Annotated in this window: 26 protein-coding genes and 3 pseudogenes; 9 read left to right on the forward strand and 20 right to left on the reverse strand. The window is 67.0% G+C overall.

Annotated features, from left to right (window positions below; all coding sequences use genetic code 11):
* Positions 1–4: 4 nt before the first annotated feature.
* Positions 5–265, reverse strand: coding sequence for a DUF4148 domain-containing protein (locus HWX39_RS17875; RefSeq protein WP_175969311.1), 261 nt, complete (start codon positions 263–265; stop codon positions 5–7).
* Positions 266–458: 193 nt separating this feature from the next.
* Between HWX39_RS17875 and HWX39_RS17880 the strand changes: the two genes are divergently transcribed.
* Positions 459–1352 carry a LysR family transcriptional regulator gene (locus HWX39_RS17880; RefSeq protein WP_175969312.1) on the forward strand — a complete coding sequence of 298 codons (894 nt, stop codon included), beginning with the start codon at positions 459–461 and terminating at the stop codon, positions 1350–1352.
* A gap of 107 nt (positions 1353–1459) precedes the next feature.
* On the opposite strand, the gene HWX39_RS17885 is transcribed toward HWX39_RS17880, so the two are convergent.
* The 3 genes and pseudogenes from HWX39_RS17885 to HWX39_RS17895 all read right to left on the reverse strand — a co-directional run bounded on the left by HWX39_RS17885 (position 1460) and on the right by HWX39_RS17895 (position 2497).
* Positions 1460–1942: a PRC-barrel domain-containing protein gene (locus HWX39_RS17885; protein ID WP_175969313.1), complete on the reverse strand. Its 483-nt coding sequence runs from the start codon at positions 1940–1942 to the stop codon at positions 1460–1462.
* A gap of 91 nt (positions 1943–2033) precedes the next feature.
* Positions 2034–2180 (reverse strand): annotated as a pseudogene (locus tag HWX39_RS17890) (CBS domain-containing protein); the annotation flags it as partial.
* Between the two features lie 62 nt (positions 2181–2242).
* Positions 2243–2497 carry a hypothetical protein gene (locus tag HWX39_RS17895; RefSeq protein WP_175969314.1) on the reverse strand — a complete coding sequence of 85 codons (255 nt, stop codon included), beginning with the start codon at positions 2495–2497 and terminating at the stop codon, positions 2243–2245.
* A 168-nt stretch (positions 2498–2665) separates the two neighbouring features.
* On the opposite strand from HWX39_RS17895, the gene HWX39_RS17900 reads away from it, so the two are divergent.
* The gene (locus HWX39_RS17900) at positions 2666–2971 is read left to right on the forward strand and encodes a hypothetical protein (protein ID WP_175969315.1); all 306 of its coding nucleotides are present in this window, start codon (positions 2666–2668) and stop codon (positions 2969–2971) included.
* 426 nt (positions 2972–3397) lie between these two features.
* A complete protein-coding gene (locus tag HWX39_RS17905; protein WP_175969316.1) occupies positions 3398–3946 on the forward strand; it encodes a type 1 glutamine amidotransferase domain-containing protein in 549 nt (182 codons plus the stop codon).
* Positions 3947–4019: 73 nt separating this feature from the next.
* Here HWX39_RS17905 and HWX39_RS17910 read toward each other — a convergent pair whose 3' ends face one another.
* From HWX39_RS17910 to HWX39_RS17920, 3 genes are all read right to left on the reverse strand, one after another.
* Entirely contained in the window at positions 4020–7160 is a 3141-nt protein-coding gene (locus tag HWX39_RS17910; protein WP_175969317.1) for an efflux RND transporter permease subunit, read from the reverse strand.
* Positions 7157–8275 carry an efflux RND transporter periplasmic adaptor subunit gene (locus tag HWX39_RS17915; protein WP_175969318.1) on the reverse strand — a complete coding sequence of 373 codons (1119 nt, stop codon included), beginning with the start codon at positions 8273–8275 and terminating at the stop codon, positions 7157–7159. Before HWX39_RS17915 ends, HWX39_RS17910 begins: the two co-directional genes overlap by 4 nt.
* Positions 8276–8357: 82 nt before the next feature.
* A complete protein-coding gene (locus HWX39_RS17920) occupies positions 8358–8975 on the reverse strand; it encodes a TetR/AcrR family transcriptional regulator (RefSeq protein WP_175969319.1) in 618 nt (205 codons plus the stop codon).
* Positions 8976–9052: 77 nt separating this feature from the next.
* Between HWX39_RS17920 and HWX39_RS17925 the strand changes: the two genes are divergently transcribed.
* Positions 9053–10513 carry a TolC family protein gene (locus HWX39_RS17925; protein ID WP_175969320.1) on the forward strand — a complete coding sequence of 487 codons (1461 nt, stop codon included), beginning with the start codon at positions 9053–9055 and terminating at the stop codon, positions 10511–10513.
* A 229-nt stretch (positions 10514–10742) separates the two neighbouring features.
* Here HWX39_RS17925 and aroE read toward each other — a convergent pair whose 3' ends face one another.
* Genes aroE through HWX39_RS17950 form a run of 5 tightly spaced genes read right to left on the reverse strand, consistent with a single transcriptional unit; the run spans position 10743 to position 14596 of the window.
* The gene (aroE, locus tag HWX39_RS17930) at positions 10743–11576 is read right to left on the reverse strand and encodes a shikimate dehydrogenase (RefSeq protein WP_175969399.1); all 834 of its coding nucleotides are present in this window, start codon (positions 11574–11576) and stop codon (positions 10743–10745) included.
* On the reverse strand, positions 11576–12796 hold the full coding sequence (locus HWX39_RS17935) for a CoA transferase (RefSeq protein WP_175969321.1): 1221 nt from the start codon (positions 12794–12796) through the stop codon (positions 11576–11578). The genes aroE and HWX39_RS17935 overlap by 1 nt, the downstream gene beginning before the upstream one ends.
* Entirely contained in the window at positions 12796–13254 is a 459-nt protein-coding gene (locus HWX39_RS17940; RefSeq protein WP_175969400.1) for a MaoC family dehydratase, read from the reverse strand. Before HWX39_RS17940 ends, HWX39_RS17935 begins: the two co-directional genes overlap by 1 nt.
* 2 nt (positions 13255–13256) lie before the next feature.
* Positions 13257–13649, reverse strand: coding sequence for a VOC family protein (locus HWX39_RS17945; RefSeq protein WP_175969322.1), 393 nt, complete (start codon positions 13647–13649; stop codon positions 13257–13259).
* Positions 13646–14596 carry a 2-dehydropantoate 2-reductase gene (locus HWX39_RS17950; protein WP_175969323.1) on the reverse strand — a complete coding sequence of 317 codons (951 nt, stop codon included), beginning with the start codon at positions 14594–14596 and terminating at the stop codon, positions 13646–13648. Before HWX39_RS17950 ends, HWX39_RS17945 begins: the two co-directional genes overlap by 4 nt.
* An 81-nt stretch (positions 14597–14677) precedes the next feature.
* Between HWX39_RS17950 and HWX39_RS17955 the strand changes: the two genes are divergently transcribed.
* From HWX39_RS17955 to HWX39_RS17970, 4 genes are all read left to right on the forward strand, one after another.
* Complete coding sequence (locus tag HWX39_RS17955) at positions 14678–15628, forward strand: LysR family transcriptional regulator (RefSeq protein ID WP_175969401.1); 951 nt, start codon at positions 14678–14680, stop codon at positions 15626–15628.
* 457 nt (positions 15629–16085) lie between these two features.
* The gene (locus HWX39_RS17960; RefSeq protein ID WP_175969324.1) at positions 16086–16541 is read left to right on the forward strand and encodes a hemerythrin domain-containing protein; all 456 of its coding nucleotides are present in this window, start codon (positions 16086–16088) and stop codon (positions 16539–16541) included.
* Between the two features lie 37 nt (positions 16542–16578).
* Positions 16579–17703, forward strand: coding sequence for a putative zinc-binding metallopeptidase (locus HWX39_RS17965; RefSeq protein WP_175969325.1), 1125 nt, complete (start codon positions 16579–16581; stop codon positions 17701–17703).
* A gap of 158 nt (positions 17704–17861) precedes the next feature.
* On the forward strand, positions 17862–18083 hold the full coding sequence (locus tag HWX39_RS17970; protein WP_175969326.1) for a hypothetical protein: 222 nt from the start codon (positions 17862–17864) through the stop codon (positions 18081–18083).
* A gap of 138 nt (positions 18084–18221) precedes the next feature.
* On the opposite strand, the gene HWX39_RS17975 is transcribed toward HWX39_RS17970, so the two are convergent.
* From HWX39_RS17975 to HWX39_RS36830, 7 genes and pseudogenes are all read right to left on the reverse strand, one after another.
* On the reverse strand, positions 18222–19199 hold the full coding sequence (locus HWX39_RS17975; RefSeq protein WP_244135046.1) for a PHB depolymerase family esterase: 978 nt from the start codon (positions 19197–19199) through the stop codon (positions 18222–18224).
* 130 nt (positions 19200–19329) lie between these two features.
* Positions 19330–19584 carry a GlsB/YeaQ/YmgE family stress response membrane protein gene (locus HWX39_RS17980; RefSeq protein WP_175969328.1) on the reverse strand — a complete coding sequence of 85 codons (255 nt, stop codon included), beginning with the start codon at positions 19582–19584 and terminating at the stop codon, positions 19330–19332.
* Between the two features lie 217 nt (positions 19585–19801).
* Positions 19802–20113 carry a hypothetical protein gene (locus tag HWX39_RS17985; RefSeq protein WP_175969329.1) on the reverse strand — a complete coding sequence of 104 codons (312 nt, stop codon included), beginning with the start codon at positions 20111–20113 and terminating at the stop codon, positions 19802–19804.
* The gene (locus HWX39_RS17990; protein ID WP_175969330.1) at positions 20113–20484 is read right to left on the reverse strand and encodes a hypothetical protein; all 372 of its coding nucleotides are present in this window, start codon (positions 20482–20484) and stop codon (positions 20113–20115) included. Before HWX39_RS17990 ends, HWX39_RS17985 begins: the two co-directional genes overlap by 1 nt.
* 52 nt (positions 20485–20536) lie before the next feature.
* Positions 20537–20785, reverse strand: coding sequence for a CsbD family protein (locus HWX39_RS17995; protein ID WP_175969331.1), 249 nt, complete (start codon positions 20783–20785; stop codon positions 20537–20539).
* Between the two features lie 225 nt (positions 20786–21010).
* On the reverse strand, positions 21011–22153 hold the full coding sequence (locus HWX39_RS18000; RefSeq protein ID WP_175969332.1) for an FAD binding domain-containing protein: 1143 nt from the start codon (positions 22151–22153) through the stop codon (positions 21011–21013).
* A gap of 39 nt (positions 22154–22192) precedes the next feature.
* A pseudogene (locus HWX39_RS36830) lies at positions 22193–22291 on the reverse strand (alpha/beta hydrolase); the annotation flags it as partial.
* A 210-nt stretch (positions 22292–22501) separates the two neighbouring features.
* Between HWX39_RS36830 and HWX39_RS18010 the strand changes: the two are divergent.
* Positions 22502–22797: pseudogene (locus HWX39_RS18010) on the forward strand (fumarylacetoacetate hydrolase family protein); the annotation flags it as partial.
* Positions 22798–22829: 32 nt separating this feature from the next.
* On the opposite strand, the gene HWX39_RS18015 reads toward HWX39_RS18010, so the two are convergent.
* Positions 22830–23549: a TetR/AcrR family transcriptional regulator gene (locus tag HWX39_RS18015; protein ID WP_175969334.1), complete on the reverse strand. Its 720-nt coding sequence runs from the start codon at positions 23547–23549 to the stop codon at positions 22830–22832.
* Between the last annotated feature and the right edge of the window lie 37 nt (positions 23550–23586).

Here is a 23586-nt window from a genome sequence, read left to right on the forward strand (position 1 = left end):
GCGCTCAATCGCAACGCGTCGCGATGCCGTGCCCGGCCAGTTGCGTGCGCGCGTCGTCATCGCGCCCGGCCTGCACCCTGGCCGCTGCGGCCTGCGCGTCTTCGACCCAGGTGCGCGGGTTAAGGCGCGCCGGATTGAAGCCGGCGGCCTCGTAACGCAGCATGTCCTGGCGGACCTGTTCGCGCGTCAGGCCCGGTGCGGATTGCGCGAATAGCGGAGCGGACGCGACAAGCGCGGCGAGGGTCGTGAGAAAGCGGGTAGGCATGAGGTTCGGCTCCGAAAGCGGGTAGCCGGTGCGTCCGGGCTCTGCCGCGACGCATCGGGTCGATGGCTTCGCAGTCTAGCGAGCCGCTCCGGATCGATTAAGTAGCGCGGCGCGCTTGGACTTATGAGCCAATCTGATCAATCGCCGCGGGCGGTGCTACGATTGGCGTCCGTCCCGACCGGAGCTTTTCGACATGGCGCGCGAAAATTTGAACGACCTGATCGTCTTTCTCGCGGTGGCCCGCGATCGCAGCTTCACGCGCGCAGCCACGCGGCTCGGCGTGTCGCAATCGGCGCTGAGCCATACGATTCGCGATCTCGAAGCGCGGGTCGGCGTGCGGCTGCTGACGCGTACGACGCGCAGCGTGTCGATGACCGACGCGGGCGAAGCGCTGTTCCAGGCGGTGGCCCCGCGCATCGACGAGATCACGGCGCAACTGGCCGCGCTGTCGGATTTCAGGGACAAGCCGGCCGGCGTGGTGCGCATTACGGCCACCGAGCATCCGATCGATACGATCATCTGGCCGAAACTCAGGCAGGTCCTGCCCGACTACCCGGATATTCGCGTCGAACTGTCGGTCGATTACGGGCTGTCGAACATCGTCGAGGAACGCTACGACATCGGCGTGCGCTACGGCGACCAGGTGGCGAAGGACATGATCGCCGTGCGGATCAGCCCCGATGTCCGGATGGCGATGGTCGCGGCGCCCGTGTATCTCGACGGCCGCAAGCCGCCGAAGAAGCCGCAGGATCTGCTCGATCACGATTGCGTCACGTTGCGGCTCGCCACGGCGAAGGGCATCTATGCGTGGGAGTTGAAGAAGGGCAAGAACGCCGTCCTGGCGCGCGTGAACGGCCGGATCACCTGTAACACCCAGCCGCACATGGTCCAGGCAGCGCTCGACGGCTTCGGCATTGCGTTCGTCACCGAGGACGTCGTGCTGGAGCATGTCCGCAACGGCAACCTGCGGATCGTGATGCCGGACTGGTGCCCGGTCTTTCCCGGCTACCACGCGTACTACCCGAGCCGTCGCCCGGCGTCGCGCGCGTTCACCGTCGTGATCGACGCGTTGCGGCATCGCGCATAGCGCGTCGTGCGTCGCGACCGACATCGCCGCGGCTTGCAGAATAATGCCCCGCGCGAGCGGGGCGTTCGAAGCGGCGGCGCCGGCGAACCGGCGCCGCGTCATCGCGATCAGTGACGGTCGCGTGCGCGCGGATCGTTCAGTTCCTCGGTCGGATCGGTCAGCCCGAGCTCGTCGCCGGCACGCCAGTACGGCGCGCTGCCGTAGAACGCGTGCAGCGGCCCGGCCCATTGCGGATCGGCCATCGCCGGCCAGTGGTCCTTGTCGAAGCCCGGCGCGTTGCGGATTTGCTCGGACGACACCGACAACAGGAAGCATTTGCGCTCGGTGTCGAGCGTGAGCGCGCTCCACGGGATCGCGTGCAACGTGTCGCCGATGCCGAGGATGCCGCCGCTCGACAGTACCGCATAGGCGACGCGGCCGGAGCGCACGTCGAGCATGATGTCCTTGATCTTGCCGACATCGTCGCCGTCGGTCGTATAGACCTTGTTGCCTTTCAGCGTATCGGCCGCCATCACGTCGGGGCCGGGGCCGGCCGCCGTTGCGGCGCCCTTGCCGATGATGCGGGTCTGACCTTGATCGGAAGTCTGCATGGTTTCCTCCAGGCTGCATGGGGCGCGACGGTGCCCGGGGAGGGCCCTGCGGGTCGCGCGGGGTTGTCGCGACGGGGCGAGGGGCGCTCCGTCACGTCTGCTTCGGTTGCGACATGCCTTCGAGCGTGTTCGCGATAGCGTCCTGCTCGGGGCCGGCCATGCGCGTCGCGATGCTCGCGAGCGACAGCAAGCCGATCGGCCCCTCGTGTTGATCGACGACCGGCAGGCGACGCAACTGTTCAGTCATGCGATGGATCGACACGTGCACCACGGGTGCAGCAAGCCGCGTGCCGTGGGCCGTCATGTGTCGCGGCGTTCGCGCTCGTCCTGCCGCGGCCTTTCGTCGTGCGTGCCGGGTGGCGTGCCCGGCTCGATGCGGGTGACGCCGCCGATCGCGGGTGGGTCGCTCGCGGGAAACGTGTCCTCGAGCTGCTTGTCGATATGACGTTCCGAATGGCGCGTATGCGCGCGGTCGCGATGCCTGAGCGGCGGCGACGGATCGGGTTGCCGCTCGTGTGCCGGCGCGTCGTGGCCTGACCGGGTCGAATCCTTCATCGCGAACCTCCGTGTCGATGGCGATGGCGTGTCCCGTTCGCAACGGCCGTGCCCGGTATGCGACGGGTTCGCGCCGGACATGAGCGGCACGCGATTTGCCACGAGGACGATGACAGCGGTGGGTGGTGCGGAAGGTGCCAGCCCCGCGTACTTCGAGCGGGAGGCACGATGAAGATTCCGAAACGACAACCGGGCGTGCGCTACGAGGTCAACGTAAGCGGCGGCGGATTCGATTCGCTGAAGCGCCGTTTCAACGAATGGAAGCATGAACCGCTGATTTACCGGCCCGAGCGCCGGATGTTCGAAGGCAAGGCCGACGTGCGGCCGCTCGGCGGCGACACGTTCGGCTCGACCGAACCCGCGCGGTTCGCGCTGCAACGTGCGTGCGAGCCCGCCGATCCGTATGCGCTCGCCGCGCATGTACGCGATGACGGCCGCGAGCTGTGGCTCGTGATGGCCGCGTACGACGCGTAGCGGCGCGCTTGCAAGATTTGCAGCGAACGGTGTAGCGAAGATACGGCACGTCGTGCAGTGCCGCCCGCATGGACGTGACAGCGGACATGCGGGCGGCGTGGATGTTCGACACGTTGACGCGTGATCCGTGGGAAGGCTTTGCGCAGGCGCGGCAGCGCATCACCGCGTCGATGCGCGCCCGGCGGGACAATGAAACGTGAATGCGTCATCGCCGATGCTGCGGACGGTGGTACCCGTTTATCGGCGGCGCCGCGGAATCTCCGCGTGCGCTCGCCGATGTCGACACGACAGCCGGCACGCACCGCGAGCGAGCGCACCGCGCCGGCCGGCCCGTGTTCGAGCGCGTCCCGTTAGCCGGACCGGCACGCCGCTTGCTGCGAGACCGGCGCGGCACGACCCGTGCCGCATCACGGACGGAGGGGTTTCATGAGCGGAAGGCTGGTTCATTGCAAGGTGGCAATCCTCGCGGTCGACGGCTTCGAGGAAGCCGAACTCGTCGAGCCGCAGCGCGCACTCGCAGCCGAAGGCGCGCAGGTCGACGTGATTTCGCAGAAGCGCGGCGAGATCCAGGGTTTCAGGCACGTCGACAAGGGCAAGCGCGTGAAGGTCGACCGCACGTTCGACGATGCGCGCGTGGGCGACTACGACGCGGTCGTGCTGCCCGGCGGCGTCGTGAACGGCGACGCGATCCGGATGGTGCCGGCCGCGCGCGAGTTCGTGACGGCGGCCGTCGGTGCCGGCAAGCCGGTCGCGGCGATCTGCCACGGCGGCTGGCTGCTCGTGTCCTCCGGTCTCGTGGAAGGCCGCACGATGACGAGCTGGCCGAGCCTTCAGGACGACATCCGTCATGCAGGCGGCAAGTGGGTCGACCGGGAAGTCGTCCGTGACGGCCCGTTCATCACCAGCCGCAAGCCCGACGACCTGCCTGCCTTCAACGGCGCGCTGATCGACTCCCTGGCGCCGCAGGGTGCGTGAACGCGTATCGCGCCGACGCCATCCGTCCGGTGGAATGCGACACGACTGCTTCCTTCGACCGGATGAAGGGGCATCAGTCGCGCGCGTCCAGCACAGGCTGAAGTGCGGGCTCGCCTGACGATGCCGCTTCATGGCCGCCGTGGCGGGCGGCGGCGGAATCGCCGGGCCGGATCCTGAACCAGATCGCATACATCGCCGGCAGGAACATCAGCGTGAGGATCGTCCCGGCGAACGTGCCGCCGATCAGCGTGTACGCGAGCGTTCCCCAGAACACCGAATGCGTGAGCGGAATGAACGCGAGCACGGCGGCCATGGCGGTCAGGATCACCGGGCGCGCCCGCTGCACGGTCGCTTCGACGACCGCGTTGAACGGATCCAGTCCCGCCTGTTCGTTCTGGTGAATCTGGCCGATCAGGATCAGCGTGTTGCGCATCAGGATCCCCGACAGCGCGATGAGGCCGACCAGCGCATTGATGCCGAACGGCTGCCGGAACAGGATCAGCGTGGGCACCACGCCGATCAGGCCGAGCGGGCTCGTCATGAACACCATCACCATCGCGGAGATCGAGCGCACCTGGAAGATGATGATGACGAGCGTGACCGCCAGCATGATCGGGAAGAGCGGCAACATCGCCTTCGTGGCCTTGCCGGATTCCTCGATGGAGCCGGCTTCCTCGATTCGATAGCCGCTCGGCAGCGCGGCGACGATCGGCTGAAGCCGTTTCGTGATCGCGGCCGACACGTCCGGCGGCTGCAAGCCTTCGGCGATGTCGCCGCGCACCGTGAGCGTCGGCACGCGATCGCGCCAGCGCATGATCGGCTCTTCCATCCGCACGTCGACCTTGCCGACCTGCGACAGCGGGATGCGCTGCCCGTTCGCGCCGGCGAGTGTGAAGTCGCCGAGCCGCGCCGGGTCGAGCCGCGCATCGCCGCCCGACCGCGCGATCACCTGTACGGTCCGGATATCCTCGCGCACCGCAGTGACGGGCACCCCGGTCAGCAGGAACTGCAGCTGCTGCGCGACCGCACTGGACGTCAACCCGACCGCCTGCAGGCGATCCTGCTGCAACGTGAAATGCAGCGTCGGCGCGCGCGTCCCCCAGTCTGCATTGACCGTGCGCATCATCGGGCTGCCGGTCATCACGCGTTCGACGTCGGCGGCGATGCCGCGCAGCTTGTCCGGATCGGGGCCCGTGACCCGATACGCGACCGGGAACGGCGAATACGGGCCGAACACGAGCTGCGTCACGCGCACGCGCGCTTCGGGCGCGAGGCCGTCGGCGACGGCCCGCCGCAGGCGCGCCTTCAACGCGTCGCGCTCGTCCTGGCTGTCGGTGCGCACCACGATCTTCGCGAACGACGGATCGGGCAGCTCCGGCCCCATCGCCAGATAAAAGCGCGGCGCGCCCTGGCCGACGTACGCGGTGACGATCCGCGCTTCCTTCTGCTTCGCGAGCCACGCTTCGATCTTCGACGTGGCGGTGCTCGTTTGCGAAATCGACGTGCCGTACGGCATCTGCACCTCGATCAGCACCTCGGGGCGATCGGAGATGGGGAAAAACTGTTTCTTGACGACCGCCATGCCGAGTATCGCGAGCACGAACAGCGCGACGACCGAACCGGCGACGAGCCATTTGCGGGCGATCACGCGCGTCAGCCATTGCCGGAAGCGGTTGTAGCGGGGCGTGTCGTAGATCGCATCGTGACCGCCTTCGAATTTCCTGAGGTTCGGCAGCATCTTCACGCCGAGGTAAGGCGTGAAGGCCACTGCAACGATCCACGATGCGATCAGCGCGATCCCGACGATCCAGAACATGTTGCTGGTGTATTCGCCCGCGGTGGAGCGCGCGAAGCCGTTCGGCATGAAGCCGACCGCGGTGACCAGCGTGCCGGCCAGCATCGGCGCGGCCGTATGGCTCCACGCATACGCCGACGCGGCCACGCGGTCGTAGCCTTCCTCCATCTTCACGACCATCATTTCGATCGCGATGATCGCGTCGTCGACCAGCAGCCCGAGCGCGAGGATCAGCGAGCCGAGCGTGATGCGGTCGAAGTTCTTGCCGGTGGCGGCCATGACGACGAACACCACGGCCAGCGTCAGCGGCACGGCCGCGGCGACGACGAGGCCCACGCGCCAGCCCATGCTGACGAAGCTCACCAGCATCACGACGAGCAGCGCGGCGAAGAACTTGACCATGAACTCGTCGACGGCGGAGCTGATGTTCACGGACTGGTCGGTGACCTTGGTCAGGCTCATGCCGAGCGGCATTTCCGCGTTGATGGCGCCGACTTCCCGGTCCAGCGCACGGCCGAGGTCGAGCCCGTTCCAGCCGTCGCGCATCACGACGCCGAGCAGCAGCGCGGGTTCGCCGTTGTTGCGGATCATGAACGTCGACGGGTCTTCGTAACCGCGCTCGACGGTCGCGATGTCCGACAGTTTCAGCGTGCGGCCCTGCGCGACGATCGGCGTGTCGCGAATCTTCTGCAACTGGTCGAATGCACCGTCCACGCGAATGAAGATCTCCGGCCCGCGCGTCTCGACGGAGCCGGCCGGCGTCAGCGCGTTCTGGCCGTTGAGCGCGGCGAACACCTCCTGCGGGCTCACGCCGAGCGTCGCGAGCCGGTCATGCGACAACTGCACGTAGATGCGCTCCGCCTGCTCGCCGATGATGTCGACCTTCTTCACGCCCGGCACATGGAGCAGCCGCTGGCGCTGTATCTCCGCATCGCGCACCAGCAGGCGCTGCGGTTCGCCCTTGGCCTTCAGCGCGAACAGCGCAAACGTGACGTCCGCGTATTCGTCGTTGACCATCGGGCCGATCACGCCGGCCGGCAGATCGTTCGCCACATCGCCGATCTTCTTGCGCGCCTGATAGAACTGCTCCTGCACCTCGGACGGCGGCGTGCTGTCGAGCAACGTCAGCGTCGTGAACGCGAGGCCGGGGCGCGTGTAGGTTTCGGTGCGGTCGTACCAGCGCAGTTCCTGCATGCGCTTTTCGATCTTCTCGGCCACCTGGTCGTGCATTTCCTGCGCGGTGGCGCCCGGCCACGCGGTGACGATGGTCATCACCTTGACGGTGAATGCCGGATCCTCCGCGCGGCCCAGCTTGAAGAACGACACGAGCCCGGCGATTGAAATCAGGCAGATCAGGAACAGCGTGATCGCGCGCTCGCGCACCGCGAGCGCCGACAGATTGAAGCGGCGCTCACTCACGGCCGTGCTCCTTCGCTTGCGACCGCGAACGCCTGCGGCGACACGCGGACCGTTTCGCCTTCGCGCAGCAAGTGGGCGCCGAGTGCGACGACGCGCTCACCCTGGTTCAGCGCGCCGGACACGCGGGCGCTGTCGTCGTCCAGATGCTCGAGCTTCACCGGCCGCCACGCCACCTTGGCCGGATCGCCGGCGACGACCCACACGCCGGGCCCTTTGCCCGTGTCCAGCAGCGCGCCGATCGGCACCTGCAGGCCGGCTTGCGGCGCCGCGCGGGCGTCGTCCGGTATCCGGATCGTGACGGTCGCGCCCAGCGGGGCGGCGGCCAGCGTGCCTTGCAGCACGTAGCGCGCTTCGAACGTGCGGGTTCGCGCATCCGCCGTATCGGAGAGCTGGCGCAGCGTCGCGGGGACACGCAAGCCCGGCTTGCCGAACAGCTCGGCCTGCGCGACCGAGCCGACCGCGGGGCGCAGCGTTTCCGGCAACTGGATCACGGCTTCACGGCTGCCGGCGTGCGCGAGCCGCACGACCGGCTGGCCGGCGTTGACGACCTGACCGGGCTCCGCGAGCGTGTCCATCACGACGCCGTCGCCGTCCGCCACGAGTTCCGCATAGCCGGTGGCATTGCGCGCGACGTCGGCGTCGGCTTCGGCGGCGCTCAGCTGGGCTTTCGCGGCATCGGCCGCCGCCTTGACCTGGTCATAGGCCGATGCCGATATCGCGCCGGTGCCGCGCAGGTCGCGGTAGCGCGCTTCGTCCTCGGCGGTCTGCCGCGCGCGCGCCCGTGCCGCGGCCACTGCTTCGTCGCGTGCGCGCGCCGCGAGCTTCAGGTCGACGGGATCGATCCGCATCAATGGCTGGCCGCGCCGGACGGTTTGTCCGGCATCGACGAGCCGCTCCAGCACCTTGCCGGACACCCGGAACCCGAGGTCGCTCTGCACGCGTGCAGCGACGGTTCCGGTAAACGAGCGGGACGCGGGCGCGGCGGCCTGCACGATGGCGGTACGCACCAGCGGCGCGTCCGTTCGCGGATCGGAAGGCGCTTTTCCGCTGCAGGCGGCTAGCGCGACGGGCAGTGCCGAGGCGACTGTGAGAAGAGCGAGGCGACGCCGGACCATGGAAGACCCACTGACGAAGTAATCGGGGCTTCCATTGTGTATCTAGTGACCAATTCAGTCAATGGTCACGATTGATGTCGATTCAGGGGGCGAGGCTGCGGAGCACCAGGCTCGACAACTGCGCCGGCGCGGCGTCGGTCGTGTCGAGGTTGTACTGCAGCAGCAGCGGATTCAGGTAGGGCCGCATCACGAGGTAGATCGCCGCCGCGGTTTCGTCCAGCGGCGTCTTGCGCTCGAACTCGCCGCTTTGCCGGCCCGCCTGCAGCACCTCCTGCAGCAGCTTCTGCACGCGTGCCTCGTAGGCCTGCACCGACGGCCAGTTGCCGGTGGCGGCCGACGCGGCGATGTCGTACAGCTTGCGGTCGCGGAAGAACAGCCGCAGGCTCGCTTCGGTAAAGACCCTGAACATGCGCCGCAGTTTCTCGGTGGGTCGTTCCGCATCCGCGACGGCGGCGCGCACGTCGGTTTCGATTTCGTGCAGGCAGTTCGCGCAGATCATCTCGCCGATCGCCTGTTTCGACTCGAAGAACTTGTAGATATAGGCCTTCGAGAAACCGATGGCCTTCGCGAGGTCGGATACCGTCGTCTTTTCATAGCCGTACCGGCTGAAGTGCTCGGTGGCGGCGGCCACGATCTGATCCCGCACGTCGTGGTCGGCCGGGCCGCGCGCGGGAGCCGGGGAAGGGGTGTTTTCTGTCATGGATTGCGGCTGGCTGGGATGGACAACGAGTGACTATTTGGTATTATAGTCACTACCTGATCTTTGCTGGAACCGTCATGCTACCGAAACCCATCGTTGCCGCGGTGCTTGCCGCGCTCCTGTCGGCGGGATGCGCCGTCGGTCCCGACTATGTGCGGCCGGACGTCGCCATGCCGCAGCGCTTCCCGGGCCAGAGCGCGGTGGAGCAGCGGCGCGCGGCGGCCGAAGCCGAGCTCGCGACATGGTGGACGGGTTTCGGCGATCCGAAGTTGACCCGGTTCGTCACGCTCGCGCTCGCGCAGAACCTCGATCTCGCGCAGGCCGCGGCGCGCGTCGCGCAAGCGCGCGCGGGGCTCGGTGCGGCCAATGCGGCGCTGTTGCCGTCGGGCAACGTGACCGGCCAAGCCGCGCGCGCCTATCAGTCGGTGGAGACGCCGTTGGGGCGTGTGCTGAATTCGACGCCCGGTTTCGACCGTCACGGCAACGACTACGAGACCGATTTCAACGCAAGCTGGGAACTGGATGTGTTCGGCGGGCTGCGCCGCGGGCGGGAGGCCGCGCTCGCCGACTATCAGGCCTCCGAAGCGGCGGCGGTCGCCACGCGCCTTGCCGTGGCCGCGCAGACGGCGGACGTCTACATCACGATTCGCGGGTTGCAGGGCCGGCTGAAGGTCGCGCGGCATCAGGTGCAGACCGAGCAGGATCTGTTGTCGACCATCAATCTGCTGTATGGAAAGGGGCTTGCCGCGGAGCTTCAGGTCAGGCAGGCCGAAGGCGCGCTCGCCCAGGTTCGCGCAACGGTGCCGGTGCTCGAAGCGGCGCTGGACGCGGCGATGAATGCGCTCGACGTGATGCTCGGCTCGCAACCCGGTACGTATCGAGCGGAATGGCTCGACGGCGGCGACGTGCCGGTTGCACCGCGGATCGCGGTGACGGGAACGCCTGGCGAACTCCTCAGGCGGCGGCCCGACCTGATCGTCGCCGAGCGGCGCCTGGCCGCGTCGAACGCGCGCATCGGCGTGGCCATTGCCGAGTATTACCCGAAGTTCTCGCTGAGCGGGCTGATCGGTAGCGCGACGACGATGGGCGCGGGCAACCTGTTCGCCGGCGGCGCGAACCAGGCTGCCGGCGTGCTCGGCCTGCGCTGGCGCTTGTTCGACTTCGGCCGCATCAATGCGCAGATCGCGCAGGCCAAAGGGCAGGATGCCGAAATGCTTGCTGCGTATCGGCTCGCGGCGCTGCACGCCACCGAGGACGTCGAGAATGCGTTCTCGGCACTCGTCAAACGCGACGAACAGGCGGCCGTTCTCGCCGACGGCGTGGATTCGCTCGGCCGCGCGAGGGCCGCGTCGTTCGCGGCGTACCAGAAAGGCGTGGTCAGCCTGATCGAAGTGTTGCAGGCCGACGAAAGCCTGCTGCGCGCGTCCGACGATCGCGTGCAGGCGCAGACCGAATCCGCACGCGCGGCGGTCGCCGCTTTCAAGGCATTAGGTGGCGGCTGGCAATCCGGCATGCCCGATGCGGTCGCCAGTCGATAGCGGCCGCCCGTACCGGGAGTTTGATCGTTGGCAAGCCCATTGATGGGTATGCGTTCTTGACGATGTCGTCGGTGTTCGAAGTTTCTGCTAATCGTGATCGCCGCACTGCTGACGCGGAAGCCCTCGGAAGCCCCGCCGGCAAAAGCCGAGCGGGATGTGTTCGCCGAATCCGCTGCGATGCTTGGGCGCAACCACAGAACGCCATTGGCAGAATCTCCGAACATCGACATCAGTCGAAGGGCACGGCAAGCCGGTCGATCACCGCGCTGGTCTTCGGGCGTACGCCGCGCCACCAGGCGAACGCTTCGGCCGCCTGCTCGACCAGCATCCCGACGCCGTCTGCGATCCCGTGAACACCGGCATTTTTCGCGAGCCGGAGAAACGGCGTGAGACGCTTGCCGTAGGCGAGTTCATAGGCGGTACCCTTCGGACTGAACACGCTCGGCGGGACAGGCGGCAGGTCGCCGGTCAGGCTGGCCGACGTCGCATTGACGACCAGGTCGAAACACCCCATCCGAGCGAGGTCCGCGTAGGAGCAGGCGACGGGCGAACCGCGTGCCGCGACCTGCGCGACCAGCGCGCGCGCCTTGTCGACGTCGCGATTGGCGATGACGAGTTCGGCCGGTCCGGCCTCGAGGAACGGCAACAGAGCACCGCGCGCGGCGCCGCCCGCACCGAGCACCAATACCCGCTTGCCGGCCATCGGAAGGTTGAGGTTCGCTTCGATATCGCGAACCAGCCCGATGCCGTCGAAGTTGTCCGCCAGGATGCGGCCGCCGTCGAACTTGAGCGCGTTGGCCGCGCCCGCGAGCCGCGCACGCTCGCTGCGTTCGTCCGACATCCCGAACGCATCGAGCTTGAACGGCGCGGTGACGTTGAGGCCCTTGCCGCCGCCGTCGAAAAACGCGCGTACCGCTGCAGCAAAGGCGCCTGCCGGCTCGACGGGCCCCTCGATCGCCGTATAGCGGATGTCCTGATGCGTTTCTTGTGCGAAGAGGCCGTGAATCAGCGGGGATTTCGTGTGACCGATCGGATTGCCGATCACCGCGTATTGGTCGGTCATCATTGGCTCACTTTTGAATAGAGAACGCCATCGGCCTGCATCGCGTCGATTTCGGCCGAATCGAATCCGAGGGAGCGCGCGACTTCGGCGTTGTGCTGCCCGAGATCGGGCGCGACCTCGCGTATGGTCGTATCGCAATCGGAAAACCGGAACGGCAGGTTGGGCAGGCGCAGCGTCCCGTAGCGCGGATGGTGCTGCTCGACGACCATGCCTCTCGCCTGGATCTGTGGATCGTCCAATACCTCGTCGATGCGTTGCACCTTCGCGCAGGGCACGTCGATGCCGTCCAGCAACTCCAGTACCGACGCGACGGAGCGCGCGGCGACCCACGGCTCGACGACCGACAGAATCTCCGCGCGATGCGCGTTGCGTCCGGTGCTGTCGTGAAACCGCGTGTCGGCGCCGAAGTCCGCCGGGCCGCCGTGCGCCGCGATCAGTTGGGCGAAGCGCTTCCACGCGTCGTCGACTTGCGCGGCGATCACGAGATCGCCATCCGCGGCTCGGAACACGCCATAGAGTGTCGAGGTGGGCATATCGTGCCCGGTCTGCTCGGGCAGCACGCCTTTCAGCGTATAGCACTGCACCGCGTACTCGTGCATCGACACGAGCGTGTCGTACAGCGCCATGTCGACATGCTGGCCGCGGCCGCTCTTCACTCGCCCCAGCAGCGCGGCGTTGATGGCCGCGACCGCATGAATGCCGGTGTACATGTCGCCGAGCGAAATGCGCAGCAGCGGCGGCCGGTCGCCGGGCGTGCCGACCATCTGCATGATCCCGCTCTTGGCTTCGGCGATCAGCCCGAAGCCTGCGCGATGCGCATCGGGACCGGTGTGACCGTACGCCGAAATCGAACAGTAGACGAGCCCGGGATTGCGCGCCGACAATTCGGCATAGCCGAGCCCGAGCTTGTCCAGCGCGCCCGGCCGGTAGTTCTCGATGAAGACGTCGGCGGAGTCGCACAGCCGCTGCATGAACGCCTTGCCGCGCGCGTCTTTCATGTTGACGCTCACGCCGCGCTTGCCCATGTTGAGCTGTAGAAAGTAGCCGCTTTGCTGGTCGTCGAGCACGGTAGCGTGCTGGCGTCCGGCGTCGCCCGTCCCGGGGCGCTCGACCTTGATGACTTCGGCGCCGAGCGCCGCGAGACAGCGCCCGACGTACGGGCCGGCAAGGAAGTGGCTGTAGTCGACGACGCGAATGCCTTCGAGTGGACGAGCCTGCATTACAGCACCTCCGGGCGGCGCGGCACCATCAGGCGATGCTCGCCGCGTTGAACCACCTGGCCGTCCTGGTTGATCAACTCCGACGGCAGCACGACGATGCCCCAGTCCGGGCGACTCTTGCTCGCCCGCATCGAACCGACGCGAAACGTCACGTGCAGCACGTCGCCGACCTTGATCGGCAGCAGGAAATCCCAGCTCCAGCCGAGCGACATGCCCGGCAGGAAGCGATAGTCGCTCTGTGTTTTCAGCCCGTCGGCGATGGACAAGCCGAACAGCCCGTGCGCGACGAGGCACCCGAAATGGCTCGCGTTTGCGTATTCCTCGTCCACGTGGACGGGCGTATGGTCGCCAGTGAGATCGGCGTACGCGAGAATGCGCTCACGCGTCACCGTGTAACTCGGGCTCGTGCACGCGTCACCCTCGCGGGCGTCGTCCCAGTATTTCTCGACGATCGTCATCATCACTCCCCCGCGCGCGGGTTGATGGCCAGCGCCTGCGCAACGCAGGAAGCCGGTCTGGCCTGGATCAGTTCGACGGCAAGCCCGTCGGGAAGGCGAAGCCAGTTCCGCCCTTGGGGCATCTCCGTCACGCCGAATCGTTGTGCGGCGGCCAGCGCGGCCTCCAGGTCTTCGCACATCACGCCGAGATGGGCGAGCCGGCCTTCAGGGCCTTCGTGTTCCGGCGCGTGGATGAACTGCAGGCCGCCGAGCGTCCAGTATTGGCGCGGTGCGTCGAGCGTGCCGTCCACTTCGCGCAGGGTCATGCCGAGCACTTCCTCGAAGAAACGGATGTGCCAGCGGATATCCTTCACCCAGATCGCAACGTGTTCGAGATAGGCTTTCGGGGCATTCATGCGGCAGCCTCCTTGCGTTGGCGATCGGCCATCGCGCGTTCGAGCCCCTTGATGCAGGCGACCAGCGTTGCATTGATCGGCGTCGGCACGCCGTAGCGCTGTCCCCAGCGCACGACCGAACCGTTAATGAAGTCGATTTCGGTGATCGAACCCTTCTCCAGGCTTTGCAGCATCGACGTCTTGAAGGTCGCCGGCAGCCCTTCGGCGGCGAGCGTCCAAGCCTGTTCGGGATCGGTCATCGACAGCTTGACGCCCGCCGCCTGCGCCGCCGCGATCGCCTCGGCCACGGCCGCGAGCGACGTCGCCTTCAGCAGCGGCTCGTCGTAAAGCTGCCCGTAGGTGAGGCCGGTCAGGCCCGTCAGCGCGCCCGTCGCGACGTTCACCAGCAGCTTGTCCCACATCGTGCCGACGATGTTGTCGCTGATCGTCGTGGCGAGGCCGGCGGCATTGAACGCGGCGGCAATCGCCTGCACGCGCGGCGTGATGCGGCCGTCGAGTTCGCCGATATGGGTGGTCTTGCCGATCACGCCGGATTCGATGTGTCCCGCGCCGCGAAGCACGCCGCCGACGTAAGTCTTGCCGGCGAGCACGCGCTCGCGGCCGACGACGTCGATCAGGATGTCCTCGTGCCCGAGCCCGTTTTGCAGCGACAGCACGACGGTTTCGGGCCCCACCAGCGATTGGGCGCCGCGGATCGCGGCGTCGGTGTGGAACGACTTCACCAGCACGATCACGAGGTCGGCCGCGCCGACATCGTCCGCGCGAGTCGTCGCACGCACGCGCACCTGCCGGGTGCCGCCCGCATCGTCGACCCGCAGCCCGTCGCGACGCATCGCATCGACGTGCGCGGGCGAGCGGTCGATCAACCAGGTCTCGTGACCGCCTTGGGTGAGGGTGGCGCCGATCGCACAGCCCAGTGCGCCGGCCCCCAGAATCGCGATTTTCAATGGCTTCTCCTTGACGTATGGCTTCACGATAGGAGTCGCCGCTCATATCGACAATGCAATGAATATAATGACGTCATTGCCTTGGACAATAGTGCGACGATGCCAGCCGACCTGCCCGACCTGAAGCTGCTTCAACTGTTCGATCTCCTGTACGACGTACGCAGCGTCACGCGCGTGGCCGAGCAACTCGGCCAGAGCCAGCCGACCATCAGCATCTGGCTCGGGCACTTGCGGGAATACCTGCACGATCCGCTTTTCATTCGCACGCCTGGCGGCATGGCGCCGACACCGCAAGCCGACGCGCTGATCGGGCCGTGCCGGGAAATTCTCGAATCCCTGCGGCGCTTCACTGCATGGGAGATTGCGTTCGATCCTGCGACGGCCCAGCGACGCTTTCGCATCTGCATGACCGACGCGAGCCACGTCACGCTGCTTCCGCGGCTGCTGGCCCATGTCCGGGCGCAGGCGCCCGGCGTCCGGCTGGAAGCCGCACGAATCGACGGCAATACGGAGCGGGCGCTCGAATCCGGCGAAGCCGATCTCGCGATCGGCTATGTGCCATGGCTGGGCGGCGGCATTTATCAGCAGAAGTTGTATGACCAGGACTGGGTGTGCCTCGCAAACCGGCATCATCCGAGAATTCGCGGGCGCCTCGGGGCAAAGCAGTATCGTTCCGAGGGGCATGTCGCCATCACGGCGGGAACCGGGGCGCAACTCCTCGAACAGGCGTTGAGACAGGCGCGCATCGAGCGAGACGTCGTGCTGGAGTTGCCCGGTTTTCTGGGGCTGGGGGCGATCGTCCAGACGACCGACCTGATCACGACGCTCCCTCGTCATATCGGCGAGACACTGGCTCACGCCAGCGACCTGGCGGTTCATGCATGCCCGATTCCGGTCGACGGTTTTGCGGTGCGGCAGCATTGGCACGCGCGCTATCACCATGAGGCCGGCAACCGCTGGCTGCGCGGCCTCGTGATTCGATTGTTCGGTGCAGCGCATCAATCGGCAGGCGACGCGCCGGAACCGCATTGAGGCTCGATTGAATTCCGTCGAAAGAACCGATGCTCGACGATCGGATGTTCGTTCGCGCACCGACATCCCGAGCGGCCCCGGCCAGCGCTTCCGCATGTGCTCCGGCGAGGGTGTATTCGTTGGGCGCTTCCTCTTCGCGCGACACTGCTGCCGCTAGCGTTGCCATCGCAGCAGCGACGAGAGCCGCCTGGTTGCCATGCAGTCGTTCCGTATCGCCATGGCGAAGGTCGTCGAATGCGTTGATCGCGGTACCGTCGAGCGCAGCGCATACCGTGCACCATGCGTCGGAAGGAAGTCCAGGGTCGATCCTCGTCGTCAATTGCGCATCGAGTGCCGAAGGTCGTCGGCAGCGTGGGTATGCACTAGTGCATTTGCAACTGTCGCGGAGCACGAAGGTTTGTGACCATGTCGAATCCACGGCGCACTGCGCCGGATGCCGACCACCCGGGAGCCCCGCATGTCCGAAACGATCTTCGATGCACTGCGCGAAAGCCACGAGATCCAGCGCACACTGATGCGCCGGCTGTTACGGTCAAGGCCAGGCCCGGATCGGAGTATCCTGTTCGAACAGCTGCGCATCGAGCTTGGCGCGCACGAGGCCGCCGAGGAGCGCTTTCTGTACGCTCCGATCCTGATGGACGACCGCGGGCTTCATCCGTCGCGCGATGCGCTTGCCGATCATCACCGGATGGACGAGATCGTCGACACCCTGCGCGGCCGCGACTCCAGCGCGCGCGGCTGGCTGGCGACTGCCAGGAAACTATCAGGAGAGCTGCACGATCATCTGAAAGAAGAAGAGAAGATCTTCTTCCAGATCTCCGGAAAGATCCTGCGCGATACAGAGAAGTCGGCGCTCGCGAAGCGATACCGGAACGACTATCGGCGCATGCACGCGCGGCTGGCGGACGAATAGCCGCCGGCGACGTCATCCTCTACCCGGACGGCACATCATGAAAACCTTCCACTGCGGCCAATGTTCGCAACTGGTGTTCTTCGAGAACGTGAAGTGCGAGCGCTGCGACGCACTGCTCGGCTATCTGCCGGACGTCGGCGAAGTCGGCGCGTTCGAGCCCGCGGGCGACGGAACATGGCGCAGCCTGCACGCGGCCGCGCCCGGGAAACGCTATCGGCAATGCGCCAACTACGCGATGGAGCATGTTTGCAACTGGATGATTCCGGCGGAAAGCGACGACGCGCTGTGCCGCGCATGCGTGCTCACCGAGACGATCCCGAACCTGTCGTCTCCCGACAACCGGCTGCTGTGGTTCCGGCTCGAGGCCGCGAAGCGACGGCTGCTCTATACGCTCCTCGTGCTGGGCTTGCCGGTGGAATCGCGCGCGCAGCAACCGGCGCGCGGGATGAGCTTCGCATTCAAGGCGTCGTCGGACACCGAGCGCGTCATGACCGGCCATGCGAACGGCCTCATCACGGTGAACCTCGACGAAGCAGACGACGCGAAGCGGGAGCGGATCCGCGCGGACATGCGCGAGCCCTATCGCACCTTGCTCGGCCACTTCCGGCATGAAATCGGCCACTACTACTTCGACCGCCTCGTGAGCGGCAGCCGCTGGATCGAACCGTTTCGCGCCTGTTTCGGCGACGAGCGCGCCGATTACCAGGCGGCGCTCGACGCACATTATGCCAACGGCGAACCCGCAGGCTGGGAGAACGCGTACGTCAGCGAGTACGCGACGATGCACCCGTGGGAAGACTGGGCCGAAACGTGGGCGCACTACCTGCATATCGTCGATACGCTCGATACCGCGACCGCGTGCGGGCTCGTGCTTGCCCCTGACGACGCGAGCCTGCCGACGCTGGCCGACCAGACGTCCGTCGACGAAGCGAGCTTCAGCAGCCTGATGCGGCGCTGGTTCCCGCTGACTTACGCGCTGAACAGCCTGAACCGCAGCATGGGGACGCCGGACGCCTATCCGTTCGTGCTGGCGCCTGCAGTCGTCGCGAAGCTGCGCTTCGTGCACGATGTCGTGACCGCGTCGGGCGACGCGACGGCGGCCCAGCCGTCGCTCGTCGCGTATGCGGCGGGGAGCGGGGCGGAGCCGGACAGCGTGCGGTAGACGTCCGGGCCTGGCGAGGCCCGACACGGTTCGCATACGGACAAGACACGCGGCATGCGAGCGTCGTGCATGTCGCAAATGTTTCGTGCCAACGGCGAGTGCGTTTCACGCAGGATGGGCCTGCGCGGGCGCCCCGCTTTTTTCAAGGAGAATTCCCGATGAAGTTCCTCTCGATCGCAGTGGCGTGCATCGCGTTGTCGGCCGCTTCCGTGTCGGCTCAGGCGGCCGGATGCCTGAAGGGCGCGGCGGTGGGCGGGGTGGCCGGGCACGTCGCCGGCCATCATGGCGTGGTCGGTGCGGCGGCGGGATGTGCGATCGGCCATCACCATGCGGCGAAGAAGGCGAAAGAGGCGAGTGCGGCGGCCGCCGCGTCGCAGTGACGCAGTGACGCGACGGGACGAGCGGCTGCAACCTGTTGCCGCTCGTCCGTTCCCGCCGGGTGGCCATGGCGGCAATCCGGATGGCGCTCCTGCGGCCCCTTCGTCGAACCGCGCAAGATCGGCGCCGAGGATGCGGCGTCAGGGGCTCGCGATCGCCGCGGCGTCGCGGCGGCGGTATCGGAAAAACGACCACATCATCGCGGTTGCGTCCGGCCCTTCCGCGGCATGAAACGGCACGCGAGCGTCGCCGCCGCTCCACGCGTGACCGAGCCTGCGGACGATGCAGACACGCACGATGCAGCGGCCGCCGCGCCGATGGTCGACGACCAGCCGGTCGCCTCGATCCGACACGGTGCGCGTCCCGCTGATGGGCTCGCCCTCCGCGTCGATGAAATGATTGACGCGCAACCATTGACGTGCCGCCTGTTCCGCGTTGATCTTCGCAACGACGCCGTCCCGTTCGCCGTGCACGATCAGCGCCGGCATGCCGGGGTAGTCACGCACGCAGACGGCCGCATCGACGAGCTGCACCGGATCGGCGCGGCTGCCGTACTGCATCACCTTCAACGCGTCGAGCGATGAGCGGGCGGCAGCGGAAACGGCGCCCGAATGAAGCGCCACGGCCGCGAACAGCGCAGGGTCGTGCAGTGCGAGTTGCGCGGCAAGCCCCGCGCCGGCGGACAATCCCGCGACGTAGACGCGGCCGGGATCGAACGCATGCTGCTTGACGATCGCCCGGATCAGCGACGCGATCGCATCCGCGTCCGAGCCGGCGGCCGGCTCGGGCGGGTCGAACCAGTTCCAGCAGCGATGGGGGTGCCTGCTTTTCGATTGTTCGGGCAGGAGTACGGAAAAGCCGAAGCGATTGGCGGCACGATCGATCCGCGTGCCGAGCGCGAACGACTCGGCCGTCTGCTTGCAGCCGTGCAGCATGACGACGAGCGGGCCATGGCGTGGCGCGCTGCGCGGGCGATACAGCGAGTAGGTGACGTGATTGACGAAACGGCCGGGCGCCGGCGGCGAAGAGAAGAACGAGCGGGCCCATACGCCGTCGGTGGACAGCGCGGGCTGCTTGCCGGAAGCAGGCTTCGCGCGCGGCGCGGCCGTGCGTCGCACGGCCTTTCTCCTGGGCGGCGAAGCGAACGGATTCAATCTCAGCCAGAGACTCACCGGTTTTCGCGGCATGATCAGTGAGCGGCATGCGGCGTCGCATGCCGGTTGGTGATGAAGGGCACGCGGTCGGCCGTCAGGCCGCGCGATTGAACAGACGGATCACGAACAGCAGGATCACGGCGCCGATGACGGCGATGATGATCGAGCCGAGAATGCCGCTGAAGCCGATGCCGAGCAACCCGGCGAGCCAGCCGCCGATCACTGCGCCGACGATGCCGACCACGATGTCGATCAGCAAGCCGAAGCCTCCGCCCTTGACAAGGACACCCGCGAGCCAGCCGGCGATTGCGCCGATGACCAGCCATACGATCAAGCCATGTACGTCCATGATGTTTCCATTTCCTTCGGATCGACGACAGATTCGTGAAACGGGATCTGTTCGGCGGTCCACGCAATATAGGACAGAACGCGGCGCGGAATCGCCTCTTTTTGCACTACACGGCGACGCCGTTCCGCACGATTGAAATGGCCCGAAGAAATCGGACCGGTCGGCCGGGCCTCCAGTAGAAGCGGCCGTTGCGGCACGCACCCCGGTCTGCGCCGATCTACTTCTGCATGATGTCCCGCGTCATTCGCCCGATCAACGTGACCAGCCCGGCGCGAACGGCTGTCGTCACGAGCCGCCGCGGTCCCAGGATGACGAAACCGGCCAGCGCCACCGCGACGGCTGCGCCGGTCGACCCGCCGAGGGTCGGCAGCTTCACCGCCGGATATTCGGCGATGTCGCCGGGACGGCCCCGCCGAGTCATTTCGGCGACGTGGTTCGACGCGGACAGTTCGGCCCGGGTCGCCGCCATGCGGGCCAGCAGGACACGCCGCATCGACTCCGGCGAACCGTCGGGGATTCGGCTTTTCATCACAGGCTCTCTTTGACGGTCTGGATGTCGCGCTGCAATTCCTCGGTCAGGACGGAAAACGTGCCGCGCTCGTCACGCATGCGCACCGCCGCGAAGGAGGCGACGGACACGCACACCCAGAACCCGGCGACGACCCAGGATGTTTCGATCAGGTACGGCGTTCGCGCGGCGCTGACGATCGCCGCCACGCACACGAAGGCCAGCCCGAACGTGACGCTCAGGCCGAGCAGCGCATACAGCATCAGATCGCGCAGGAAGTACTTCCTGGCGAGATCGAATTCGATCGCCGCGAGACTCGCGTAATCGGTCAGGCGCGCGACCGAGAATTGCGCGACATCCTGCCATTTCCTGATTCTTGAAAGCAAAACCATGACATGCTCCGATGATGACTTCAACGCATGCCGTCGGGCTCGCGACAGCCGATCAGCGCTTCGACCACATTGCGCCGATGATGAAACTCACCGCCGCGACGGTCGCCAATGCCGCAATCGGATTGCTTGCGGCAACGTCGCGCACCTGCTCGAGCGCCTCGCCATAGGATTGCTGAACCGCGCCGGCCACCTGACGCGCCTTTCCCTCGAACTGCATGTCGGTACTGCCCGTGGCGTCCCCCACCGCTTCCTGCGCCTTGCCCGCGAGCTTCTGTACCGTGCCTTCCGTCTTTTCGAACATGATCGACCTCGTCATTCAATCGGGTTGCCTGACTATCGGGACAACGCTGGATCACATCCGTGAAGCCATCCGATATCCCGTGGCTCAGTGTAGAGAGGCTGCGGCGTGCGGGTCATGTTCAAATGCACCGGGACGGGTAGTGCATTTGAGGGGGGCGGTGACGAATCGCGTCGCATTGACTGCCGACGGTTGGGGGCGAACGCGGCGCGCGCGGCCGGGGGCGGCTCAGGCGCGCCCCATGATCCGGGTGCCGAGCGAGATGCCGAGTTCGGACAGCGATGCGTTGGTCGTGAGCTGAAGCCCTTCCCAGCGCGACAGCGCGGCGTCGAACGCGGGGCCGCGCTCGACGCCGCGTAGCGCCTCGGCGAGACCGACGGCATTCTCCGCCGCTTTCGCGACGCCTGCGGCCGTGTGCGGCCGGACGAGGCAGGACGCATCGCCGAGCAACACCGCGCGGCTGAACACCATGCGGTCGACCGCGAGATCGAGGATCGACTGCGCGAACGGCGCGCGCGTTGCCCCGACGAGCGCGGCGAGCGTCGGCGCGAGCATCCGGCGGCCCGCGTCGACGAGTTCGAGCCGGTTGTCGTCCCCCATCGCGCCGGGCGGCAGCGAACCGTCGCGTTGCGTGCCGTCCTGCGCCAGGAACAGGGACGGCAGGCGATCCTGCGCGAGCCGCCGGTACCAGACCCAGTTGACGCGCCGTTTGCCCGGTTCGATTGCGCCGTCGCGGCCGGGCACCAGATAGGTCAGGAACAGATGCGCGTCGCCTTCCTGAAACGTGAAGCGCTCGCGCAGCACGTGCAGCACCGTGTCCGGAAGATCATGCTCGTCGACCAGCCCGCGCCAGGCGACATAACCCGCGTACGCGGGCCGCGCCTCGGGCAACAGTTGCGCGCGAACCTTCGAGCGGCCGCCGTCGGCGCCGACCAGCAGGTCGGCCTGCTCGACGCGGCCGTCCGCGAAATGCGCGATCACGCGATCGCCTTCCTGCTCGAACCGCTCGAACGATACGCCGGCGTGTACGACGCCCGCAGGCAGCGCGCGCTTCAGGGCCGTGTAGATCACGTTCCATGCGGTCTGCGTTTGCGGCATGTAGTAGCGTTGCACGATGCGGTCGTGCTCGTCGAGATAGATCCGGTCGACGGAATCGACGCCCCCATCGCGCGGCGCCGGTACGCCGCCGAACGCGAACGCGCGCTCGATCGGCGGTTGCAGCACGATGCCGCCGCCGCGGCTGTCGAGGTCGTTCGGCGATTGCTCGAATACCTTGACGCGCCATCCGGCCGCACGCAGTGCAGTCGCCGTGAAAAGCCCGCCCACCGATCCGCCGATGACGATCGCCAGCGGGCTCGAAACGTCGCTCATGATGCCTTCCTCCCGATGATCCGTGATGTGCACGGCGATTCAGCCTTCCCGGTGCTTCGGCAATTCGAGCAGCAACGCGTTCACGCGCTCCGGCTGCTCGTCCTGCGGCAAGTGCCCGCATTGCGCGATGGGCTCGGCATGCTGGTGTCGATATCGATGTAGTGCTGGCGGATACCATTCGCGGTGACGGTGTGATGGGCGATCGAAGGCGTGGCGGTGGTCATGTGACGGTCCCTGTTCGGTTCAGTCTGCGCACAGTTCGGGGGCGGGTGCCAATGTCTTTCGAGGATAGGCGAAGCGATCGGCGGGGCGGGTAAATTGTTCTGAATTCGTCTGGCTGCGCGTGCGGCCGACGAACTGCCGCGCGGCTGCAATGGGTTGCGAATCCAGACGCGCCTGACCGGCGCGGTCATGCACGAGGCGTCGACGTCGGACATGATTTTCGACGTCGAAACGCTGGTCGTGCTGCCGAGCGACGTGATGAGGCTGCTGGCCGGCAACGTGATCGTCACCGGCACGCCCGCCGGTATCGGGAGGGCGCGCAACCGCAGCTTTGGATGAAGGCCGGCGACATGTGCGAAGTCGAGATCGGGCTGCTTGGCGTGTTGCGCAATCCGGCCGCTGCCGGGCGGCGCGATACGTAGCGAACGCGTGGCGCGCCCGTCGGGCCGCCGCGTCAGGCGCGCCGGCGGCGGCGGGCGGCCGCGCCCGGCGCGAGTTGCTTCAGCGCGGCGGGCGTGCCGTGCAGGAACGCGTCGATCAGCCGTTCGATTTCGGTGTCGAGATCGTCGGGCACCGGCAGGCCGTAGACCCACTTGCGGACGCCTAGATAGAAGATGCTCGCGTGCAGGCTCCAGACCAGTTCGATTTCCGCATTGCGCTGGGTTTCGGTTGCCGGCGTGGCGAGGTCGTATTCGTGGCGCAGCTCGCGCAGCACCGGCAGGAACACGCGTTCGCGCAGCCGCGACAGGTAGCGCGTGTTGAACCCCTCGCGGCTGAGCCCCGCGAAGATGAAGGTGCGGATCCATTCGCGCCGCAGGATGGTTTGAGCGTACGCGCGGTAGAACGCGACAAGCCGCGCCTGCAGTGGCACCGCGCGATCGGCGATCAGCTTTTCCCAGTCGGAATTCCACGTGTAGATCTCGTCGTACACGCGATCGATCAGCGCCTCCTTGCTCGGGAAGTACCGGTACAGCAGCGGCTGGGTGACGCCGATCTGCCGCGCGAGCTCACGCGTGCTGCCGGAAAAGCCGTGTGTCGCGAAGTGCTCGATCGCTTTCTCGACGATCTGACGCTCGCGCGCTTCCGGCGCAAGCCGGCGGCCCGGCGCGACGGTGTTGCCGTCGGCGTTCGTCCCGCGGTCGCGGGCCGGCGTGCTGCGTTTCCTTTCGGTCATTCACCGGCTCCTGATGGCACGCTGCTTGACGATCGAT

Source organism: Burkholderia sp. BCC0322 (assembly GCF_902833045.1).
Lineage (GTDB): Bacteria > Pseudomonadota > Gammaproteobacteria > Burkholderiales > Burkholderiaceae > Burkholderia.

Excerpts from the sequence above, each read along its gene's own strand:
- HWX39_RS17885 (WP_175969313.1), bottom strand. The coding sequence starts at position 1,942 with ATGCAGACTTCCGATCAAGGTCAGACCCGCATCATCGGCAAGGGCGCC.
- HWX39_RS17940 (WP_175969400.1), bottom strand. The coding sequence starts at position 13,254 with ATGACGATCGTCGAGAAATACTGGGACGACGCCCGCGAGGGTGACGCG.
- HWX39_RS17905 (WP_175969316.1), top strand. The coding sequence starts at position 3,398 with ATGAGCGGAAGGCTGGTTCATTGCAAGGTGGCAATCCTCGCGGTCGAC.
- HWX39_RS17925 (WP_175969320.1), top strand. The coding sequence starts at position 9,053 with ATGCTACCGAAACCCATCGTTGCCGCGGTGCTTGCCGCGCTCCTGTCG.
- HWX39_RS17900 (WP_175969315.1), top strand. The coding sequence starts at position 2,666 with ATGAAGATTCCGAAACGACAACCGGGCGTGCGCTACGAGGTCAACGTA.
- HWX39_RS17985 (WP_175969329.1), bottom strand. The coding sequence starts at position 20,113 with ATGAAAAGCCGAATCCCCGACGGTTCGCCGGAGTCGATGCGGCGTGTC.
- HWX39_RS17880 (WP_175969312.1), top strand. The coding sequence starts at position 459 with ATGGCGCGCGAAAATTTGAACGACCTGATCGTCTTTCTCGCGGTGGCC.
- HWX39_RS17960 (WP_175969324.1), top strand. The coding sequence starts at position 16,086 with ATGTCCGAAACGATCTTCGATGCACTGCGCGAAAGCCACGAGATCCAG.
- HWX39_RS17915 (WP_175969318.1), bottom strand. The coding sequence starts at position 8,275 with ATGGTCCGGCGTCGCCTCGCTCTTCTCACAGTCGCCTCGGCACTGCCC.
- HWX39_RS17980 (WP_175969328.1), bottom strand. The coding sequence starts at position 19,584 with ATGGACGTACATGGCTTGATCGTATGGCTGGTCATCGGCGCAATCGCC.
- HWX39_RS17895 (WP_175969314.1), bottom strand. The coding sequence starts at position 2,497 with ATGAAGGATTCGACCCGGTCAGGCCACGACGCGCCGGCACACGAGCGG.
- HWX39_RS17875 (WP_175969311.1), bottom strand. The coding sequence starts at position 265 with ATGCCTACCCGCTTTCTCACGACCCTCGCCGCGCTTGTCGCGTCCGCT.
- HWX39_RS18015 (WP_175969334.1), bottom strand. The coding sequence starts at position 23,549 with ATGACCGAAAGGAAACGCAGCACGCCGGCCCGCGACCGCGGGACGAAC.
- HWX39_RS17920 (WP_175969319.1), bottom strand. The coding sequence starts at position 8,975 with ATGACAGAAAACACCCCTTCCCCGGCTCCCGCGCGCGGCCCGGCCGAC.
- aroE (WP_175969399.1), bottom strand. The coding sequence starts at position 11,576 with ATGACCGACCAATACGCGGTGATCGGCAATCCGATCGGTCACACGAAA.
- HWX39_RS17990 (WP_175969330.1), bottom strand. The coding sequence starts at position 20,484 with ATGGTTTTGCTTTCAAGAATCAGGAAATGGCAGGATGTCGCGCAATTC.
- HWX39_RS17935 (WP_175969321.1), bottom strand. The coding sequence starts at position 12,796 with ATGCAGGCTCGTCCACTCGAAGGCATTCGCGTCGTCGACTACAGCCAC.
- HWX39_RS17945 (WP_175969322.1), bottom strand. The coding sequence starts at position 13,649 with ATGAATGCCCCGAAAGCCTATCTCGAACACGTTGCGATCTGGGTGAAG.
- HWX39_RS17970 (WP_175969326.1), top strand. The coding sequence starts at position 17,862 with ATGAAGTTCCTCTCGATCGCAGTGGCGTGCATCGCGTTGTCGGCCGCT.
- HWX39_RS17965 (WP_175969325.1), top strand. The coding sequence starts at position 16,579 with ATGAAAACCTTCCACTGCGGCCAATGTTCGCAACTGGTGTTCTTCGAG.
- HWX39_RS18000 (WP_175969332.1), bottom strand. The coding sequence starts at position 22,153 with ATGAGCGACGTTTCGAGCCCGCTGGCGATCGTCATCGGCGGATCGGTG.
- HWX39_RS17995 (WP_175969331.1), bottom strand. The coding sequence starts at position 20,785 with ATGTTCGAAAAGACGGAAGGCACGGTACAGAAGCTCGCGGGCAAGGCG.